Consider the following 18,638-nt stretch of genomic DNA (forward strand, 5'->3'; position numbering starts at 1 on the left):
GAACGGCCCATCCGGCTGCGATGCCACCCCGGCGCGCCGTTGGCAAGTGCGCGGCGGCGTTGCGCGCCGCTCCGGGGCGTGCGATGGCCCCGGACTTCGCGACGAGGCCGACCGATCGAGGAGCCGCTGAATGAGCGCCGACGCCGACACCCCCACCATCGCGCTGCTGGCGGCGCGGCGTTCGACGCCGGCGGTGGCCTGCGCCGAGCCCGGCCCCTCGCCGGAGCAGCTGGAGCGCATCCTCACCATCGGCGCCCGGGTGCCGGATCATGGCAAGCTCGCGCCCTGGCGGTTCGTGGTGATCGAGGGCGAGGCCCGCGCGCGGCTCGACGCCCGTCTCGCGGAGGCGCTAAAGGCGTCGGATCCGGAGGTCTCGCCCGGACGTCTGGCGCAGCAGGCCGCCATGTTCTCCCAGTCGGCGCTGGTGATCGGCGTCGTCAGCCGCGCGGCCCCGCATGTGAAGATTCCGGAATGGGAGCAGGTGCTGTCCGCGGGCGCCGTGTGCCTCAATCTGGTCGTCGCCGCCAACGCGCTCGGCTTCGGCGCGCAATGGCTGACCGGCTGGGCGGCCTACGCCCCGGAGGCGCTGGCGATTCTGGGCGTCGGGCCGCAGGAGAAGGTGGCGGGCTTCATCCACATCGGCACGCCGACCCAGACGCTGCCCGATCGGCCGCGCCCGGACCTCGCCGAGGTGGTGACGCGCTGGGGCGCGTGAGCGTTCAGGGATGAGGCGGGCGGCGCAGGGCGCCGCTCGAACGCGATGGAAAGCGGCGTCCGGACGTCCGGCGCCGTCAGATCCCCGGCGCTTCCTGCCAGCCGGTGGTGGTGAGCCGGGAGCGCAGCCCGTCGCAGCGCTCGACCGTCACGCCCGCGACCACGGGCACGCGGCGCTTGTTGGCGCGGGACAGCGCCTCCACCGTCTCCCGGCAGGCGATGATCTTGAGGCCCGGCACCCGGAGCTTCGGCAGGTCGCGCTGGACGTAGGACGAGCCGGGGATGACGAGGATCACGCCCCGCCCGGCCAGGATCACGCTGAAGCGCCGGCCGCGCCCGCTCTTCACGAAATCGGAACCGGCGCGCAGCGCCCGCTGAAACGCCCGCGGATCGTGGTTCTCGATGCCCACGAACTGCGAATCGCCGGGCGCGGCGGCGGCCGTCTCCGGCGACAGGCCGAGCACGGCGAGAGCGAAAAGCGCGGCCCGCAGGCGCATGGCGGCAGCTCCGAACGAGGCGTGGAGGGGAGGGTGGAAGGCGCGCGAGGCTGCGCGCCGTCCGTCTCATTCCGAGGAGAGGATGCCCTTGAAGGCCTGCTCCAGGAAGGTGGTCTCCTGGCCGGCCGTCGGGGTCACTTCGCCGATGAAGTCGAAGACCCGTCCGTCCTTCAGGCCGTAATTGGCGATGCGCTCCACCCGGCGGTCCTTGCTGAAATAGACCGCGAGCACGCGCTGATCGGTGATCTTGGGGTTCATGAAGGCCACGGGGCGGTTCGTGGTCTGCGAGATGTAATAGTAGACCTCGCCCTTCAGGGTCGCGGTGGTGGAGGGGGTGCCGAGCACCACCAGCACCTGGTCCTGGCTCGACCCGACCGGGACCTGCGCCAGCGCGCTCTCGGACAGGACATAACCCTTCTGCTGGGTTTCGGCGCAGGCCGACAGCGCGCCGGCGAGCGCTGCGGCGGCGATCGCGACGGCCGCGGCGCGGCCGATCGGCGAGCGGGTCCGGTACGGCGTGGTCATGGGTGTGGCTCCTCCCCGAAACGCAACACGTCAGAGGGCGTCGGTTGGGGCCGGCCCCCGCGAAGGCGCGCAACGTCCCAAGCTTGCGCCCTCGCCGCACTTGGCGTACCTCGCGAAAGAGCCCAGTTCAACAGGCGGACGCGATCCGCGACCTCCGTTCGCGTCGGGTGAGGGCCATGATCTTCGCGCTGTTTCGCCGAAAGCCGGACGATAGCCCCGCCCGCGCGCTCTACGCCGGCGTGGTGGCGGCCGCCCGGCGGCCGGAATTCTACCGCGAACTCGGGGTTCCGGACACGCCGGTCGCCCGCTTCGAGCTGATCGCGCTGCACGCCGCGCTGGTGATGCGGCGGCTGCGCGCGGTCGACGGCGGGCCGCAGATCGCCCAGGGCGTGCTCGACGTCATGGTCGAGGACCTTGAGGATTCTCTTCGGGAAATCGGCGTCGGCGACCCTTCGGTGCCGAAGCGGGTGAAGGCGCTGATCGGCGGATTTTACGCCAGCGCGCAGGGGCTCGACGCGGCGCTCAGCCCCGCGCCCGACCACGCGGCGCTCGCCTCCCTCGTCGGCCGGCGCGTCTATGGCGTCTCGCACGAGCTTCTGGACGACGCGCAGGACGCGCTTGCGTCTTATGTGATCGCCGCCGCCGCGGCGCTCGATCAACAATCCGGCGCGGAGCTGGCGGCGGACGGTCCCGCGTTCCCGCCCGCGCCGTCCCAAACGCCTCCGGAAGGAGAATTCGCGTGACCGAAACCGATTCGCCGTTCTCCCGCCCGCTTGTGGTCGCCACCGTGCCGCCCGAGGGCGTGGACGTGGACATCGTCGCCGACGCGGTGGAGCGGGCTGCGCTCGCAGCCCTCAACGACGCGCCTGAGATCGAGCGTCTGGAGGCGCGCCTGCACGCGCGCCCCTTCGGCGTCGCGGGAATCGAGGTGACGGGGCGCATCTCCGCCGAGGTGGTCCGCATCTGCGTCGTCTCGCTGGAGCCGTTCCCGACCGAGGTGGACGAAACCATATCCGTGCGCTTCGTCCCCGCCGAGGCCCTGCCGCAGGGCCAGCCCGGCGAGGAGATCGAGCTGCCCGAGAACGATCTGCCCGACCCTTACGTCAACGGCGTGATCGACCTCGGCGCGGTGGTCAGCGAGTTCCTGACGCTCGGGCTCGATCCCTATCCCCGCAAGCCCGGCGCGGCGCTGCCGGCGGACGCGGGCGATAGGGAGGGCGGCTCGCCGTTCGCGGCCCTGTCGCGGCTGAAAGCGGCCGACAGCGACGATTCATCCGCCTGAGCCACGGGCGCCAAGGGTTGCCACCGTCCCGACAGACGCTATGGTCCCGCCGCCTGAGCCGGGCCGTTCACGCCCGGGCGCAACCCAAGGATCGCCGGTCGCACGCTCCATGACAGACAATGTCCGCATCGCGCTTGACGCCATGGGGGGCGATCATGGCCCCGCCGTCGTGGCGGCCGGCGCCGCGATCGCGCTCAAGCGTCGCCCCGACCTCAGCTTCGTGTTCGTCGGCGACGAGAGCCTCGTCGCGCCGCAGCTCGACGCGCACCCCGCGCTGAAGGCGGTGTCGGAGATCCGGCACACCGACGTCGCCGTGCGCATGGACGACAAGCCGAGCGTGGCCCTGCGCAAAGGACGCTACAAGTCGTCCATGTGGCTGGCGCTGGAGGCGGTGAAGGACGGCTCCGCCCACGCCGCCGTCTCCGCCGGCAACACCGGCGCGCTCATGGCCATGTCCCGCTTCTGCCTGCGCATGATGGCGGACGTGGAGCGACCCGCCATCGCCGCCATGTGGCCGACCCTGCGCGGCGAGAGCATCGTGCTGGACGTGGGCGCCACCATCGGCGCGGACGCCCGCCAGCTCGTCGACTTCGCCGTCATGGGCTCCGCCATGGCCCGCATCCTGTTCGACATCGAACGCCCGACCGTCGGCCTGCTGAACGTGGGCGTGGAGGAGATCAAGGGCGTCGAGCAGGTGAAAGAGGCGGCCCGCCTGCTGCGCGAGGACCCGTTCCCCTCCATCGACTTCCGGGGCTTCGTCGAGGGCGACGACCTCGGCAAGGGCACCGTGGACGTGGTGGTGACCGAGGGCTTCGCCGGCAACATCGCGCTCAAGACCGCGGAAGGCACCGCGCGCCAGCTCGCCTCCTACCTGCGCTCCGCCATGGGGCGCACCTGGCTGTCGAAGCTCGGCTACCTGCTTGCGCGCTCGGCTTTCGACACGCTGAAGGACAAGATGGATCCCAGGAAGGTGAACGGCGGCGTGTTCCTCGGACTCGAGGGCGTCGTGATCAAGAGCCACGGCGGCGCCGACGCGGAAGGCTTCGCCTCCGCCGTCGAGGTCGGCTACGAGATGGCCCGCTACGACCTCATTTCGAAGATCCGGCAGGGCATGGCGCACGAGGCCGACGGGCCATTCGTGGCGGACGCCGCCGGCGCCGAGATGCAGCGGCTCGCGGGGGCCACGCCGTGAGCGCGCTCCGCTCCGTCGTCTTGGGCTGCGGCTCCTACCTGCCTGCCGAGGCCCTCACCAACGCCGAACTGGCGAAGACGGTCGACACCTCCGACGAGTGGATCGTCCAGCGCACCGGCATCCGCGAGCGCCATGTGGCGGCGCCGGGCGAGATGACCTCCGACCTCGCCGTGGCGGCCGCCCGCGCGGCGCTGGCCGACGCCGGGATCGACGCCTCCGACATCGACCTGATCGTGCTCGCCACCGCGACGCCCGACTACACCTTCCCTGCCACCGCCACCACGGTGCAGGCGGCGCTCGGGATCACCCACGGCTTCGCCTTCGACGTGCAGGCGGTGTGCTCGGGCTTCCTCTACGCGCTGACCATCGCCGACAAGTTCCTGGTGTCCGGCCAGCACAAGCGCGCGCTGGTGATCGGCGCCGAGACCTTCTCGCGCATCCTCGACTGGACCGACCGCACCACCTGCGTGCTGTTCGGCGACGGCGCGGGCGCGGTGGTGCTGGAGGCGCAGGAGCAGCCGGGCCTCGCCTCGGACCGTGGCCTCATCACCTCGCATCTGCGCTCGGACGGCCGCCACCGCGGCAAGCTGTTCGTGGACGGCGGACCGTCCTCCACCGGCACGGTCGGCCATCTGCGCATGGAGGGCCGCGAGGTGTTCCGCCACGCGGTCGGCATGATCACCGACGTGATCGAAGCCGCCTTCGCCGCCACCGGCGAGAGCGCGGAGAGCATCGACTGGTTCGTGCCTCACCAGGCCAACCGCCGCATCATCGACGCCAGCGCGTCGAAGCTCGGCATCGCGCCGGAAAAAGTGGTGTTGACCGTGGATGTGCACGGCAACACCTCCGCGGCGTCGATTCCGCTGGCGCTCGCCACCGCCCGCCATGACGGTCGCATCAAGGACGGCGATCTGGTGCTGCTGGAGGCCATGGGCGGCGGTTTCACATGGGGCGCCGCGCTGCTACGGTGGTGAGCTAAAGACCAATTCGCCTTTTGCCTCGGCCCGGCGGCGTTGACCGACGCTTGTCAGACACTTAGCCTCTCGCGCACTCGATCGTGGGGCTGATAGTCGGCGCGTCGTCGCAGAGGCGGTCGAGACGTTCGTGGGGAGCTGAAATGACTGGGCGCACGGTGACGCGCGCGGACCTGTGCGAGGCGGTCTACCAGAAAGTAGGTCTTTCGCGCACGGAATCCGCTGCGCTCGTGGAGATGGTGTTGAGCGAGATCGCGGATTGCCTGGAGAAGGGCGAGACCGTGAAGCTGTCCTCCTTCGGCTCGTTCGTGGTGCGCGAGAAGGGGTTGCGCGTGGGCCGCAACCCGAAGAGCGGGCAGGAGGTTCCGATCCCCCCGCGGCGGGTGATGGTGTTCAAGCCGTCCAACATTCTCAAGGCCCGGATCAACGGCCTTGATGTCGAGGCTGAAGAGGCCGAGCCCACGCGGCGCAAGAACGGCGCGGCGTGACGGACGACGGCCGGCCGGGCGCGGAAAAGGGGCCGGACGCCTTCCGCACGATCAGCGAGGTCGCGGACGATCTCGGCGTGCCGCAGCACGTGCTGCGTTTCTGGGAGACGCGGTTTCCGCAGATCAAGCCGATCAAGCGCGGCGGAAACCGGCGCTACTACCGGCCGAACGACGTCGATCTGCTGCGGGGCGTCAAGCATCTGCTCTACGGCGAGGGCTACACCATCCGCGGCGTCCAGCGCATCCTTCGGGAGCAGGGCCAGCGCCGGGTGGCGGGCTACGCCGACGGCGGCGCGCCCGCGCCCGACCCGCAGGATCTGGAGCCGCAGGAGCCGCGCCCGCAGGACGTGGAGCAGCGGGATCCCGATCCGCAGGCGTTCGACCCGGCCGGACGGCACGAGCCGCGGTTCGCCCCGCAGGCCGACGCGCCATCGGACAACGCGCCGACCGTCGCCGAGCGGACGCCGTTCGCGCCGCCTCCGGACCGTCGCGATCTGTCGGGTCCGGTCGGCGGCCCCGAAATGTGGGCGCCCCAGCGGCGCGGGCCGCAGGCGCCGATTCCCTCGCCGGGCCGTCCGGCTCCGCCCCACGAGACCCTGTCCCACGCGGCGGCGCCTCATGAGGGGCGGACCTCGGAGTTCGCGCCGCCGGACGAGCCGGCGCCCGCCGCTCCGATCGCAGGACCGACCCTGTCGCCGGAGCAGACCAGGCGTCTGCGCGCCGCGCTGCTCGAGCTCGACGCGTGCCGTCGTATCCTCGAAGAACGCTTGTGACGCTCTACAATCCGGGTCAGACAGGTGGCGTCGCCTCTCGTTAACCGGATATGAGGGGTATCTGGGGAGAGATGCGGCGGATGGTGTGGAGTTCGAGCGTTGCGTAGACGAAGCCCCCATACCGGCATGCGCGGCGCGCTGCTGGCAGGAGCAGCCTGCCTGACGCTTGGCTCCATTCAGGCCTCCGCGCAGGGGCCGGCCCCCGACAGCCCCGCCAAGGCCGCGGCCGCCGCCGTGGTGCCCGGCGTGTCCTACGTCACCCGCGTCGAGGTGGACGGCGGAGATTCGGGCGTCGAGAAGATCGCCACCGAGACCTCGAGCCTGAAGTCGCTGGAGAAGGACCCGCCGCCCGGTCCCCCCGGCCTCGTGGGCCGCGCCAAGCTCGACATCGAACGCATCACCGCAGCCATGATGGCGACCGGCCGCTACGGCGCGGCGGTGGACGTCACCGCGGCCGGCGTGTCGGTCGGCTCGCCGTCGGCGCCGGACGTGGTGCAGCGCGCGGCGCGGCCGGTGCCCATGGTCATCCGCATCCAGCCGGGGCCGGTGTTCACCGTCGGCCGCGTGCAGATTCTGGCGGCGGATCGCGGCCCGCACCGCCCGTCCGCGATCCGCCCCGAAGAGGTCGGGCTCAAGACCGGCGAGCCGGCGCCCTCCGGCGTGGTGTTCGCGGCCGAGGCCAAAATCGTCGACCGCCTGCGGGGCGAGGGCTTCCCCTTCGCGCGGATCGCCAACCGCGAGGCGGTGGCGGATCATGCCCGCAAGCAGCTCGACGTCACCATCAACGTGGCCTCCGGCCTGCGCGCGCCCTTCGGCGAGGTGGTGGTGCGCGGCACGCGTGAGGTCGATCCCACGGTGGTGCGCGGCCGCGTGCCGTTCGATCCGGGCGACCGCTACGACCCGAAGAAGATGATCGAGCTGCGCGACGAGCTGGCCAAGCTCGACGTGTTCTCTTCCATCCGCGTGAAGGAGGGCGACGGCCCGGACGCGCAGGGGCGGGTGCCGGTCTACATCGACGTCGAGGAGAAGAAGTTCCGCTACGTGGGCGCCGCCGCCAAGTACGGCACCACCGAGGGCGCGAGCCTCAACGCCTATTGGGGCCACCGCAACCTGTTCGGCGGCGCGGAGAAGTTCCGGATCGAGGCGACGTCGTCGCGGCTGATCAGCAACGATCCTGAGAACTACGAGTACAGCCTCAAGACCTCGTTCGAGAAGCCGGGCATCTGGACCGGCTTCGACGACCTGCTGATCGACGTGGAGGCCATGCGCGAGCGTCCGGACGCCTACTGGCGCGACGGCGCGCGGGCGGCGGTCGCCGTGCGGCGGCGCATCTCCAGCCAGCTGTCGGCGCAGGTCGGGCTCGAGGTCGAGGGCTCCAGCATCCGCGACACCTTCGGGGAGCGGGAGTTCGTGCTGGTGGGCGCGCCGCTGAGCGCCACCTTCGACAACACCAACAGCAAGCTGGACCCGACCGAGGGCCTGCGCGCCACGCTGATCGCCGCGCCCTATTTCAATTCCGGCAAGGGCGCGTCCTCGATCAACATCTTCAAGGGCCAGGTCTCGACCTATTGGGGCTTCGACGACGCCGGCCGTTACGTGCTCGCCGGGCGGCTCGCCGCGGGCGCGATCGTGGGGCCGACCGCGACCGACGAAGTGCCCGCCAACCGGCGCTTCTTCGCCGGCGGCGGCGGCTCCATCCGCGGCTTCGCCTATCAGAACGCCAGCCCGAAATGCGATTCCAACGCGCCGCGGCCGAAGAACGCCCTGCGCTGCGACGACGACCAGCCCATCGGCGGCCGCAGCCTGCTGGAGGCTTCCGCCGAGATGCGCATCAAGGTGACCGACACCATCGGCATCGTGCCCTTCGTCGACGCCGGCGCGGCCTTCGACAAGGCCTACCCCGATTTCGGCGAGGACATCCGCATCGGCGCGGGCGTCGGTCTGCGCTACTACACCGCGATCGGGCCGATTCGATTCGACGTCGCCACGCCGGTCGTCGGCAAGGACAAGAACGACCCGACGGTGGCCTTCTACGTCAGCGTCGGGCAGGCGTTCTGAGCGGCGTCACGCGCAGGTCCGAGGTATCCCGGTGGGTCTTCGGCGTGCGCGGCGGCGGAACGTCGTATAGGGTGGGCGTGCGCCGCATCGGCGGCGGCGGAGCAGGGAACGGGCGTCCATGGCCATTGTGAAGCGGGCTCTTCTCGTCCTTCTGGTCCTGGCGCTGCTGCCGGTGCTGGCGCTGGGCGGCCTGTTCCTGTTCGCGAAGACCGACGCCGGCCTCGCCACCATCGCGAAGCTCATCACCACCTATGGCTCGTCCGAGGACCAGAAGGTGGCGGTGGGGGCCATCGAGGGCTCGTTCCCGTCCGACCTGACGCTGAAGGACGTCCGCCTCGCCGACCGCGACGGGCAATGGCTCGCGATCGACAGCGCGCGTCTCGCCTGGTCGCCGCTGGCGCTGATCAGCCGCCGGCTGGAGATCGACGCGGTGGAGGTCGGCCGGGTGTCGGTCGCCCGCGCGCCGATCGTCGCTCCTTCCACTGAGCCCGAGCCCGTGTCGGACCCCGACGCGCCGCTGATCCCCGAACTGCCGATCGAGATCGACCTCCGCCGGTTCTCGCTGCAGGAGCTCGATCTGGCGGAGCCGCTGATCGGCGTGCCGGCCAAGCTCACCGCGCTCGCCTCGCTGACGCTGCGGGAGCCGTCGCAGGGGCTCGCGCTGCAGTTCGACGTGAAGCGCACCGACGGCGTGGCGGGCCAGTTCAAGGGCGACGCGGCCTATGTGCCGGCCTCCGACCGGATCAAGCTGTCGCTGCGCGGCGGCGAGCCCGCGGGCGGCCTGATCGCCCGCGCGGCGCAGATCCCCGGCCTGCCGCCCATCGACATCGGAATCGATGGCGGCGGCACGCTCGACGCGCTGAAGGCGCAGGCGGTGATCACCGCGGGCGACCGTGGCCGCATCGACGGCCAGTTCGATCTCGGCCGCGCCGGCAGCGAGCGGGCGCTGAAATTCACCATGGAAGGCGACGTCGCGCGCCTGCTGCCGCCGGCCTATGCGGAGCTCGCCGCCGGCGGAACGCGGATCGTGGCGGACGCGGTCGTGCCGGATACGGGCGCCATCCGTCTGAACAGCGTCACGATCTCGGGCGCGGCGCTGAAGCTCGGGCTCACCGGCGCGGTGGACCCCGACGCCAGGACGCTGGACGTGGCCTATGACCTGAAGGCCGGCGAGGGCGCGCGCTTCGCGACCCTGCTGCCGCCGGGCGTCGGCTGGGGCGCGCTGGCGCTGAAGGGCACGGCCAAGGGGCCGTTCACCCAGCCGGTGGTGATCGCCGAGCTGGACGGGACCGGGATCAACGCGCCGCAGGCGGGCGTCGACACCGCGCGCCTCACCCTGAACCTGACGCCGAACGGCCCGCTGACCGAGCCGGGCTCCCGCGTCGCCGCCACCGCGGCCCTGCGCGCCGGCGGCGTGCGCTTCGCCAACGACGCGCTGATGGCGGGCGTTGGGCGCGACCTGTCGCTCGACGCCGACGTGGACAGCGACCTCAACGGCGCCGCCACGGTGAAGCGCGCCGATCTCGCGCTCGGCCAGGCCAAGGCGTCCTATGTGGGCGAGGTGTCGCCCGAGGCCGCCAAGGGCCGCGCCACCCTGTCCGCGCCGGACACCGCCATGTTCTCCGCGCTCGCGGGCCGCACGCTCGCCGGCGCCGTCGATCTCGCGGCCGACCTCGACCTCGCGTACGACCTGTCGCGGCTGAACGTGGCGCTGAAGGGCGGCGCAAGGAATCTCGCGACCGGCGTCGCGCAGGTGGACGGGCTGACCGGCGGCGAGGTCGCGATCGACGGCGGCCTGCGACGGGCGGAGAACGGCGCCTTCGCCTTCGACGCGCTGAAGCTGAACGGCCGGCATGTGCGCCTGACGGCGAACGGCTCCGCCACCGACCAGAACGCCGACGTGCGCATCGACGGCGAGATCGCCGACCTCGCCAAGGTGGACGAGCGCGCCTTCGGCCGCGCGCTGCTGAACGCCGCCATCACCGGCAAGCTCGACGCGCTCGCCGTCAAGGCGGCGCTGACCGTGCCGGAGGGCGCCGCCATGCAGCGCCCGCTGAAGGACCTGAAGGTGGAGGTGGACGCCACCGACGTCACCGGAGCGGTCGGCGGCGTGGTGCGTCTCGGCGGCTCGCTCGACGGCAAGCCGGTGACGGGCTCGGGCCGCCTCGTCACGCAAGCGGACGGCGTGCGCCGGGTGGAGGGGCTCGATCTCGCCATCGCCTCGACCACGGTGAAGGGCGACGTGGCGGTGACGCCGGCGGGCCTCGCCACCGGACGTCTCGCCATCGGCGCGCCGGACCTGTCGGAGGTGGGCGCGCTGGCGCTGACCGAACTCGCCGGCGGCTTCAAGAGCGACGTGGTCCTGAGCGTCGAGAACGGCGCCCAGCGCGCGGTCATCAAGGCCGACGGCGCCGACATCATCGCGCCGGGCGCGCGGGTCAAGACCTTCGACGTGGCGGCCACGGTGTTCGACCCGCTTGGCAAGATCTCCCTCGACGGCGTTGTGCAGGCGAAGGGATTGGCCGCCGGCGGCCAGCTCGTGGACACGCTGTCGCTGAAGGCGGTCGGCCAGCCCGACCGCATGGACGTGACCGCGGACGTGGCGGGCTTCGGCTCGGCGCTTTCCACCGCCGCCCGGGTGCTCTACGCGCCCGCCGCCACCGTGATCGAGCTGTCGAAGCTCGACCTCAAGGGCGGCGGCCAGACGGCGGCGCTGGCGCGGCCCGCGCGGGTGCGAGTGGTGGAGCAGACCGTGCTGTTCGACAGCTTCGCGCTGAAGACCGGCAGGGGCGGCGCGCTGGAGGTGGCGGGAACCGCCGGCCCGAAGCTCGATCTCGACCTCAAGCTTCGGGAGCTGCCGCTGGCGCTCGCCAACGCCTTCGCCTCCGAGCTTGGCCTTGCGGGCGAACTGACCGCCAACGCCAAGGTCACGGGCGAGGCGGCCTCGCCGGTCGCGGTGTTCGACGTGCGCGGCAAAGACCTGTCGGCGGCGCAGACCCGGGCCAGCGGCATGCCGCCGCTGCAGGTGACCTCCACCGGCCGGTTCGAGAACCAGCGCGTCACCACCGAGACCGTGATCACGGGCGCAGAGCGTCTGCGCGTCTCGGCCGTGGGCTCCGCGCCGGTGGGCGAGGGCGATCTGGACATGACGGTGCAGATCCGTGAGGCGCCGCTGTCGCTCGCCAACGGCTTCTCGCCGGGCCTTGGTCTCGCGGGGCTGCTGAACGGCGACGCCCGCATTGGCGGCCCCATCGCCGCGCCGCGCGGGACCTATCAGGCCCGGATCGACAACTTCACCTCCTCCGTGGCGAAGGACGTCCCCGCCGTCACCATCGCCACCAAGGGCCGGCTGGAGGGCCTCCGGGTCACCACTGACACCGAGATCACCGGCGGCGGCGGGGTGCAGGCCTCCATCAAGGGACTCGCGCCGCTCGGCGCCGGCGACGTCAATCTGGATGTGGCGATCGCGCAGCTTCCGCTGGCGCTGGCCAACGCCTTCGCGCCCACGCTCGGCCTCGGCGGCGCGCTGTCCGGCACGGCCAAGGTCACCGGCCCTGTGACGGCGCCCGTCGGCGCCTACGACTTCAAGGTCGCGGGCCTCACCGCCGCGCAGGCGAAGGGCGCCGGGCCTTTCGCCGTTACCGCCAAGGGCCAGCTCGCCGACCGCCGCGTCACCACCGACATGGCGGTCACCGGCTCGGGGCTTCGCCTGACCGCGCTCGGCTCCGCGCCGCTCGGGCAGGGCGACCTCGACCTCACCGTCGCGGCCCGCGACGTGCCGCTCTCGCTCGCCAACGGCTTCGTCTCCGGGCTCGGCCTCGCGGGCAAGCTGAACGCTGACGCGCGGGTCGAAGGTCCGGTCTCCGCGCCGCGCGCCACCTACACGGCCAAGGTCGTCGATTTCACCTCGTCGCAGGCGCGGGGCGTGCCGGGCGTCGCCATCGACAGCCGCGGCGGCTTCGCGGACAACCGCGTCACCACCGACACCGTGATCTCCGGCGGCGGGGGCGTGCGCGCCACCATCAAGGGCTCGGCGCCGGTGGGCGCGGGCGATCTCGACATGGATGTGGCGGTCGCCGCGCTGCCGCTCGCCATCGCCAACGCCTTCCAGCCGTCGCTCGGCCTCGGCGGCGTGCTGCAGGGCGGCGCCAAGGTGACGGGTCCGGTGAGCGCGCCGACCGGCGGCTACGACTTCAAGATCACCAACCTCACCGCCGCGCAGGCCAAGGGCGTGCCGCCGCTGCAGGTGACCACCAAGGGCAAGCTCGAGGGCCAGCGCGTCACCACCACCACCCTGCTCACGGGCGCGGGCGGCATGCGCGTCAGCGCGGTGGGCTCCGCGCCGCTCGGCCAGGGCGATCTCGACATGACAGTGGAGCTGCGCAGCGTTCCGCTGGCGCTCGCCAACGGCTTCTCGCCGGGGCTCGGCGCGCAGGGCGTGCTGCAGGGCGACGCCCGCGTCACCGGCCCGGTCTCCGCGCCGCGGGGCACCTATTCGCTGAAGGTGTCGAACCTCTCGACCATGCAGACCCGCAGCGCCGGCGTGCCGCAGGCCCAGATCGACAGTCGCGGCGAGCTTCAGGGCCAGCGCGTGACCACCAACACCACGGTCACCGGCGCCGGGGGCCTCAGGGTGACGGCGGCCGGCTCCGCGCCGCTCGGGCAGGGCAATCTCGATCTCGCCGTCAACGGCCGCGCGCCGCTCGCCTTCCTCAACGACACGCTGTCGGTGTCCGGCGACCGGATCGACGGCGCCGCGACCTTCGACGTGAAGGTTTCGGGCGCGACATCGAGCCCGGTGGTGAACGGCTCGGCGCGGCTCGACAACGCCTCCTACTCCAACCGGGCCTCGGGCGTGCAGCTGCGCGCCATTCAGGCGCTGGTGGTGGCGAACGGGCCGAACATCGAAATCCGCACTCTGCGGGCCACCACCCGCAACGGCGGCTCGATCACCGGCTCCGGCCGGGTGGCGGTCAATCCCGCGGCGGGCTTCCCCGGCGAGATCCAGATCCGCACCCAGAACGCGGAAGTGGTGGGCACCGACATCGTCACCGCCGTGGTGGACAGCGATCTCAGCCTGCGCGGGCCGCTGGCCCGCCGGCCGGTGGTGTCGGGCACGATCAACGCCCGCTCGGTCGAGGTGCAGATCCCGGACCGGCTGCCGGCCCAGTACACCCCGCTCGACGGGGTGCGCCACAAGAACGCGCCGGCCCGCATCCAGCGCCAGCTCAACGCCGCCAACGCCGGCAAGCGCGCCGGATCCAAGGCGGAGGACGGCTTCGTCGCCACGCTCGACATCGACGTGCAGGCCAACAACCGCATCTTCATCCGCGGCATGGGCATGACGGCGGAGGCGGGCGGCCAGATCAAGCTCAGCGGCACCTCGGCCAACCCGCAGCCGGTGGGCGCGTTCGAGCTGCGCTCCGGGCGCGGCCAGATCGTGGTGATCGGCCAGCGGCTGACCTTCACCCGCGGCTCGCTGTCGTTCGCGGGCGATCTCGACCCGACCATCGACTTCCTCGCGGAGACGCAGGCCAAGGACGTGACGGCGCAGGTTGTGGTGACGGGCACGGCCTCCCGGCCGCAGATCACCTTCACCTCCCAGCCGGCGCTGCCCACCGACGAGGTGCTGGCGCGCCTGCTGTTCAACAAGGCGGCCGGCGAGCTCAGCGCCAGCGAGGCGCTGCAGCTCGCGCAAGGCATCGCCCAGTATACGTCCGGCGGCGGCGGGGCGCTCGAGAGCGTGCGCAAGAGCCTCGGCGTGGACGTGCTGGACGTGACCGCGGGCGACGGGCAGGGCAGCGGGCCGTCGGTCGGCGTCGGGCGCTACATCTCCGACAACATCTATCTCGGGGTGAAGCAGGGCACGACGCCGGAATCGAGCAAGGTGACGGTGGATATCGACGTCACCAAGAACATCAAGGTGCAGGGCGAAACCGGCGCCGCCGGCAACAGCGCGGCGGGCGTCGCGGTGGAGTGGGATTACTGACCGCCATGCCCTCGACGGCGGACGACGCGCGGGCGCGGATCGAGGCGGTGGTGGCCGACGTGCGCCGCCGCCTGCTGGCGGAGCTTCCCGAGCGCGTGGCGCGAAACGCCGCCCTGGCGCGGGCGGCGGTCTCGGGCGACGCGGCGGCGGCGGACGCGCTCCGCATCGATCTCCACAGTCTCGCCGGCTCCGCCGGAACCGTCGGCCTGCCGGCGCTCGGCGCGCAGGCCCGCGCGCTGGAGATGGAGATCCTGTCCGCGACGGAAGCCCGCGTCTGGCCGGCCGGTTTCGCCGACCGCGTCGCGGCGCTGGCGGCCGACTAAGCGAATCACCGGATTGCCGACGCCCCGCGGTTGAGTCACGCTCAACGCTGCTCGTCCTGATGTGCGGGGACGACGGGCGCGGGGCGCGTGAGAGTGGTGCGGGCGGTCGTTGGGGGAATGGCGTCGGCGCTCGCGCTGTGCGGCGCGGAGGTGGAGGCGGGCGCTTACACTCAGCCCGCGGGGCAGGGGCAGGCGATCCTGTCCGGCTACGCCAGCGAAGGCGCGGCCTATTACGACCGCCGCGGCCGGCTGAAGCCCCGCGGCCGCTTCTCCAAGCGCGAGCTCCAGCTCTATGTGGAGTATGGCCTCACCGACGCGTTCACGCTGGTCGGCGCAGGCGCGCTGCAGCGCATCTCGTCCGCGGACGAGTACGAAACGTCCCGGCGTCAGGGCTTCGGCCGCACGGAGATCGGCCTTCGGGCGCGGCTCTGGACGGACGGGCGCTGGGTCGTCTCCGCGCAGGGCTCCGGCGCGCTCGGAGGCGCAAAGCGCGGCGACGGCTTCGCCGCTGTCGGCGAGCAGGACGACCAGCTCGACGCCCGCGTGCTGGTGGCGCGAAGCTTCTCCGCCTTCGGCGGCGATGGCTTCGTGGACGTGGCGGCGGGCTACCGCGCGCGCTTCGGCGACCCCGCCGACGAGGCGCGGCTCGACGCCACGCTCGGCTGGCGCAAGCGCGGCTCCCGCTGGCTGTGGCTGACGCAGAGCTTCAGCGCCATCGGCCTCGGCCGCTGGAGCGGGCCGTACCCGCTGAAGCAGCGGACCCACAAGATCCAGACCGGCGCGGTCTATGATCTGCGCTCGTGGCTGTTCGTGCACGCGGCGGGCTTCGTCAGCGTGGCCGGGCGCGATTCCCTCGACGAGAAGGGCGCGATGCTGGGCGTCGGATGCCGATTTTGACCGGTTCGGCGAAGGAACAAGTGCCTGGGGGCTTTATCCAGAACTTCAGCTTTGGTTGTATGCCGGTCGCGGCCGCTTAAGGCCGAACGGCGCCCGCCGCAGCCCCCGCGGCGCCGACGACCGTGATGGAAGGAAACAACCGATGAAGCTCCAGATTCTCGCCGCCTCGGCGGCGCTCGTGTTCGCTTTCGCGGGGGCGGCGGAAGCCCACGGACCGACCCGGCAGAAGACCAGCCGGACCATCGAGATCAACGCCGCGCCGGACAAGGTGTGGACCATCGTCGGCAACTTCCAGGACGCCAGCTGGATTCCGGTGGTGGAGAAGACCGAAGGGCAGGGCGGCAACGACAAGGACGCCACCCGCACGCTGACCCTGAAGGACGGCGCGACGGTGAAGGAGACCATCACCAAGTACGACGCCGAGAAGAAGTCGCTCGCCTACCGCATCACCGAGGTGGACGTGAAGGTCCTGCCGGTGACCAACTACTCGTCCAACATCACCGTGACCGGCGAGGGCGACAAGTCCACCGTGGTGTGGAACGGCGCGTTCTACCGCGGCTATCCGAACAACGATCCGCCGGCCGAGCTCAGCGACGCCGCCGCCATCAAGGCCGTGGACGGGCTGTACGAGGCGAGCCTGAAGTCGCTCAAGGACAAGGCCGAGAAGGGCCAGTGAGGACGCGGCGCGTGCGCCGTCTCTGCGCCGCGGCGCTGGCGCTCGCCCTCGCGGCGGGCGCGGCCCACGGCGACGAGGCCTTCGTGACCAACCAGACGGGCGACGACGTGTCGGTGATCGACCTCGCGTCCGGCCGCACGGTCGCGACCATTCCCATCGGCGGCAAGCCGGCGGGCGTGGCCATGGCCCCGGACGGCGCGCGCGCCTATGTCACCAGCCCCGAGGGCAAGTCCCTCGCCGTGATCGACGCCGCCGCCCGCGCGGTGACGGCGCGCATCCCGCTCGAGGGCGGGCCGCTCGGCGTCGCCGTCCATCCGGACGGCCGCACGGTCTATGTGGCGGACTGGTACGCCGCCCATGTGCTCGCGGTCGATCCGGCTGCGGGCAAGATCACCGCCCGCTACGACGTGGGCGTCTCGCCGTCCGGCCTCGCGGTGACGCCGGACGGCGCGCTGCTGCTCTCCGCCGACCGGGATTCCGATCAGGTCTCGGTGGTGGATCTGGCGGCGGGCAAGCGGGTGGACCAGATCGCGGTCGGCGCGCGGCCCTTCGGCGTGACCATCGCGCCGGACGGCCGCCGCGCCTATGTGGCCAATGTGGGCTCGAACGACGTGTCGGTGATCGACATCGCCGCGCGCAAGGTCGTGGGCGCGGTGAAGGTCGGCGAGCGGCCCTATGCGGTGGCGCTGGCGGGCGGGCGCGGCTTCGTCACCGACCAGTACGCCTCGCAGGTGTCGGTCTTCGATCTCGCCACGCTGAAGCCGGTGGCCGAGATCGAGGTCGGCGAGTATCCGGAAGGGATCGAGGCGTCGCCGGACGGGCGCCGGGTCTATGTGGCGAACTGGTTCGGCAACAGCCTGAGCGTGATCGACGTGGCGACGCTGAAGGTGGAGGCGGAACACGCCACCGGCGACGGGCCGCGCGCCTTCGGAACCTTCCTGCGCCGGACGCCCTGACCGCGCGTTCAGCCCGCGGGCGTGAGGAAGGCGCGCACCTGCGCCGCAAGCGTCATGGGATCGAACGGCTTGGCGATGACGCCCGCAGCGCCAAGCGCCAGGAACCGCTCCACCTCGCGCTCCTGGGTGCGCGCGGTGACGAACACCACCGGCGTCGCGTCGGCGGGCTCCCGGGTCCGCAGCAGCGCGAGCGTGGTCGGCCCGTCCATCACGGGCATCATGACGTCGAGAAGGATGATGTCGGGCCGGAATTCCGCCACCGCGTCCAGCGCCGCCTGTCCCGACGACACGCAGGCGGTCGTCATGTTCGAATCGATGCCGAGCGCGATCTCCACGACGGCGCGGATGTCGTCGTCGTCGTCCACATAGAGAACGTTCAGAGCCGCGTCGGGGCTCGACGGATTCTCTGGCGCCGCGCGCCCGGTTGGATCGTGCATGCGGCCTTACGCGCGCTGTGGAGATGAAGACGTCAGGCGATCGCGCCCATGGCGGTCCAGATGATCGCGCCCGACATGAGCGCGAGACCCACCATATCGCCGGTGAACAGCTGGCGCTCAATGGCGTTGTGGGGCGCCGTGTTCAGCAGCGTGTCGTCGACGAAGTCCACATCCTCGGACCCGTCGAGGGCGGCGTCGGCCTGCGCCGCCTGAGCGGGCTCCAGCGCCGGATCGACGGCGACGGTGATGGCGTTGTCGAGATCGGTGGAACGAACGGGAAAAACATAAAACATGGGGCTGCTCTGGCCTTGACTTCGCGAACCAAACGCGCGCAGCCCGGCAGCGGTTCCGGCGCAAGCCGAAATCTTCATGTTTCCTTCAGAGATGGCCCGGCGGTCAGGCCGAATTGAGCGCGCCTTCGTCGATCAGATGCTCGAGCGCGCCGATGGCCACTTCGAGATCCGCGATCTTGCGCAGGGCGCCCTCGGAGGGAAGGGTGCGGGCCTTGGCGGCGGCGGCGAGCAATGCGAGCTGCGCGGCCTTCATGCGCTCAAGCAGGGCCTTGTAGTCTTCCATACGGGCGAACGGTCCTCGGCGGTGGCGTCTGTCTGCGGCGTTCTGGGGAAACGCTTCGTCGCCGCATCTCGCCGCGCCTCGCAGTGAAAAAGAAATGGTCGGAGTGGCGGGATTTGAACCCACGACCCCTAGTCCCCCAGACTAGTGCGCTAACCGGGCTGCGCCACACTCCGACTGGCGAGCCTTATAGTGTCGGCGCGGGAGAGACGCAATCCCGCTCCGCGCGGTTATCCCGCCTCGCTTAATAAACATATATAGAATGTATTTAAGGTCAAAGGCCG

18 protein-coding genes and 1 tRNA gene are annotated in these 18,638 nt (G+C 71.6%); 13 read left to right on the forward strand and 6 right to left on the reverse strand.

The window, feature by feature from the left end:
- Positions 1–130: 130 nt before the first annotated feature.
- Positions 131–715, forward strand: coding sequence for a nitroreductase family protein (locus ACFQ4O_RS01405; RefSeq protein ID WP_378773830.1), 585 nt, complete (start codon positions 131–133; stop codon positions 713–715).
- Positions 716–791: 76 nt separating this feature from the next.
- On the opposite strand, the gene ACFQ4O_RS01410 is transcribed toward ACFQ4O_RS01405, so the two are convergent.
- Together ACFQ4O_RS01410 and ACFQ4O_RS01415 are read right to left on the reverse strand one after the other, a co-directional pair.
- A complete protein-coding gene (locus tag ACFQ4O_RS01410) occupies positions 792–1,211 on the reverse strand; it encodes a hypothetical protein (RefSeq protein WP_378773831.1) in 420 nt (139 codons plus the stop codon).
- Positions 1,212–1,277: 66 nt separating this feature from the next.
- Entirely contained in the window at positions 1,278–1,736 is a 459-nt protein-coding gene (locus tag ACFQ4O_RS01415; protein ID WP_378773832.1) for an outer membrane protein assembly factor BamE, read from the reverse strand.
- A gap of 176 nt (positions 1,737–1,912) precedes the next feature.
- Between ACFQ4O_RS01415 and ACFQ4O_RS01420 the strand changes: the two genes are divergently transcribed.
- The 12 genes from ACFQ4O_RS01420 (at position 1,913) to ACFQ4O_RS01475 (ending at position 17,344) form a co-directional block, all read left to right on the forward strand.
- Complete coding sequence (locus ACFQ4O_RS01420; RefSeq protein WP_378773834.1) at positions 1,913–2,479, forward strand: ubiquinol-cytochrome C chaperone family protein; 567 nt, start codon at positions 1,913–1,915, stop codon at positions 2,477–2,479.
- Positions 2,476–3,018 carry a YceD family protein gene (locus ACFQ4O_RS01425; protein WP_378773835.1) on the forward strand — a complete coding sequence of 181 codons (543 nt, stop codon included), beginning with the start codon at positions 2,476–2,478 and terminating at the stop codon, positions 3,016–3,018. The genes ACFQ4O_RS01420 and ACFQ4O_RS01425 overlap by 4 nt, the downstream gene beginning before the upstream one ends.
- Positions 3,019–3,127: 109 nt before the next feature.
- Complete coding sequence (gene plsX, locus ACFQ4O_RS01430; protein ID WP_378773836.1) at positions 3,128–4,210, forward strand: phosphate acyltransferase PlsX; 1,083 nt, start codon at positions 3,128–3,130, stop codon at positions 4,208–4,210.
- Complete coding sequence (locus ACFQ4O_RS01435) at positions 4,207–5,184, forward strand: beta-ketoacyl-ACP synthase III (RefSeq protein ID WP_378773837.1); 978 nt, start codon at positions 4,207–4,209, stop codon at positions 5,182–5,184. Before plsX ends, ACFQ4O_RS01435 begins: the two co-directional genes overlap by 4 nt.
- Positions 5,185–5,327: 143 nt before the next feature.
- Positions 5,328–5,672 (forward strand): integration host factor subunit alpha, encoded by a 345-nt coding sequence (locus ACFQ4O_RS01440; RefSeq protein WP_378773839.1) that lies wholly within the window; start codon positions 5,328–5,330, stop codon positions 5,670–5,672.
- Positions 5,669–6,445 carry a MerR family transcriptional regulator gene (locus tag ACFQ4O_RS01445; protein ID WP_378773840.1) on the forward strand — a complete coding sequence of 259 codons (777 nt, stop codon included), beginning with the start codon at positions 5,669–5,671 and terminating at the stop codon, positions 6,443–6,445. The genes ACFQ4O_RS01440 and ACFQ4O_RS01445 overlap by 4 nt, the downstream gene beginning before the upstream one ends.
- Positions 6,446–6,544: 99 nt before the next feature.
- Positions 6,545–8,503 (forward strand): autotransporter assembly complex protein TamA, encoded by a 1,959-nt coding sequence (locus tag ACFQ4O_RS01450; protein ID WP_378773841.1) that lies wholly within the window; start codon positions 6,545–6,547, stop codon positions 8,501–8,503.
- Between the two features lie 118 nt (positions 8,504–8,621).
- On the forward strand, positions 8,622–14,492 hold the full coding sequence (locus ACFQ4O_RS01455; RefSeq protein ID WP_378773842.1) for a translocation/assembly module TamB domain-containing protein: 5,871 nt from the start codon (positions 8,622–8,624) through the stop codon (positions 14,490–14,492).
- Positions 14,493–14,497: 5 nt separating this feature from the next.
- Complete coding sequence (locus ACFQ4O_RS01460; RefSeq protein ID WP_378773843.1) at positions 14,498–14,815, forward strand: Hpt domain-containing protein; 318 nt, start codon at positions 14,498–14,500, stop codon at positions 14,813–14,815.
- Between the two features lie 117 nt (positions 14,816–14,932).
- Positions 14,933–15,712: a hypothetical protein gene (locus ACFQ4O_RS01465; protein ID WP_378773844.1), complete on the forward strand. Its 780-nt coding sequence runs from the start codon at positions 14,933–14,935 to the stop codon at positions 15,710–15,712.
- 142 nt (positions 15,713–15,854) lie between these two features.
- A complete protein-coding gene (locus ACFQ4O_RS01470; protein ID WP_378773845.1) occupies positions 15,855–16,388 on the forward strand; it encodes an SRPBCC family protein in 534 nt (177 codons plus the stop codon).
- 11 nt (positions 16,389–16,399) lie between these two features.
- On the forward strand, positions 16,400–17,344 hold the full coding sequence (locus ACFQ4O_RS01475; RefSeq protein ID WP_378773846.1) for a YncE family protein: 945 nt from the start codon (positions 16,400–16,402) through the stop codon (positions 17,342–17,344).
- An 8-nt stretch (positions 17,345–17,352) separates the two neighbouring features.
- Here the strand turns inward: ACFQ4O_RS01475 and ACFQ4O_RS01480 are convergent, their stop codons facing one another.
- From ACFQ4O_RS01480 to ACFQ4O_RS01495, 4 genes are all read right to left on the reverse strand, one after another.
- On the reverse strand, positions 17,353–17,781 hold the full coding sequence (locus ACFQ4O_RS01480) for a response regulator (RefSeq protein ID WP_378773847.1): 429 nt from the start codon (positions 17,779–17,781) through the stop codon (positions 17,353–17,355).
- Positions 17,782–17,813: 32 nt separating this feature from the next.
- Complete coding sequence (locus tag ACFQ4O_RS01485) at positions 17,814–18,074, reverse strand: hypothetical protein (protein ID WP_378773849.1); 261 nt, start codon at positions 18,072–18,074, stop codon at positions 17,814–17,816.
- A 103-nt stretch (positions 18,075–18,177) separates the two neighbouring features.
- Complete coding sequence (locus ACFQ4O_RS01490) at positions 18,178–18,357, reverse strand: hypothetical protein (protein ID WP_378773850.1); 180 nt, start codon at positions 18,355–18,357, stop codon at positions 18,178–18,180.
- 95 nt (positions 18,358–18,452) lie between these two features.
- Positions 18,453–18,530, reverse strand: a tRNA-Pro gene (locus tag ACFQ4O_RS01495).
- Between the last annotated feature and the right edge of the window lie 108 nt (positions 18,531–18,638).

The organism is Methylopila musalis, assembly GCF_042679725.1.
GTDB lineage: Bacteria > Pseudomonadota > Alphaproteobacteria > Rhizobiales > Methylopilaceae > Methylopila > Methylopila musalis.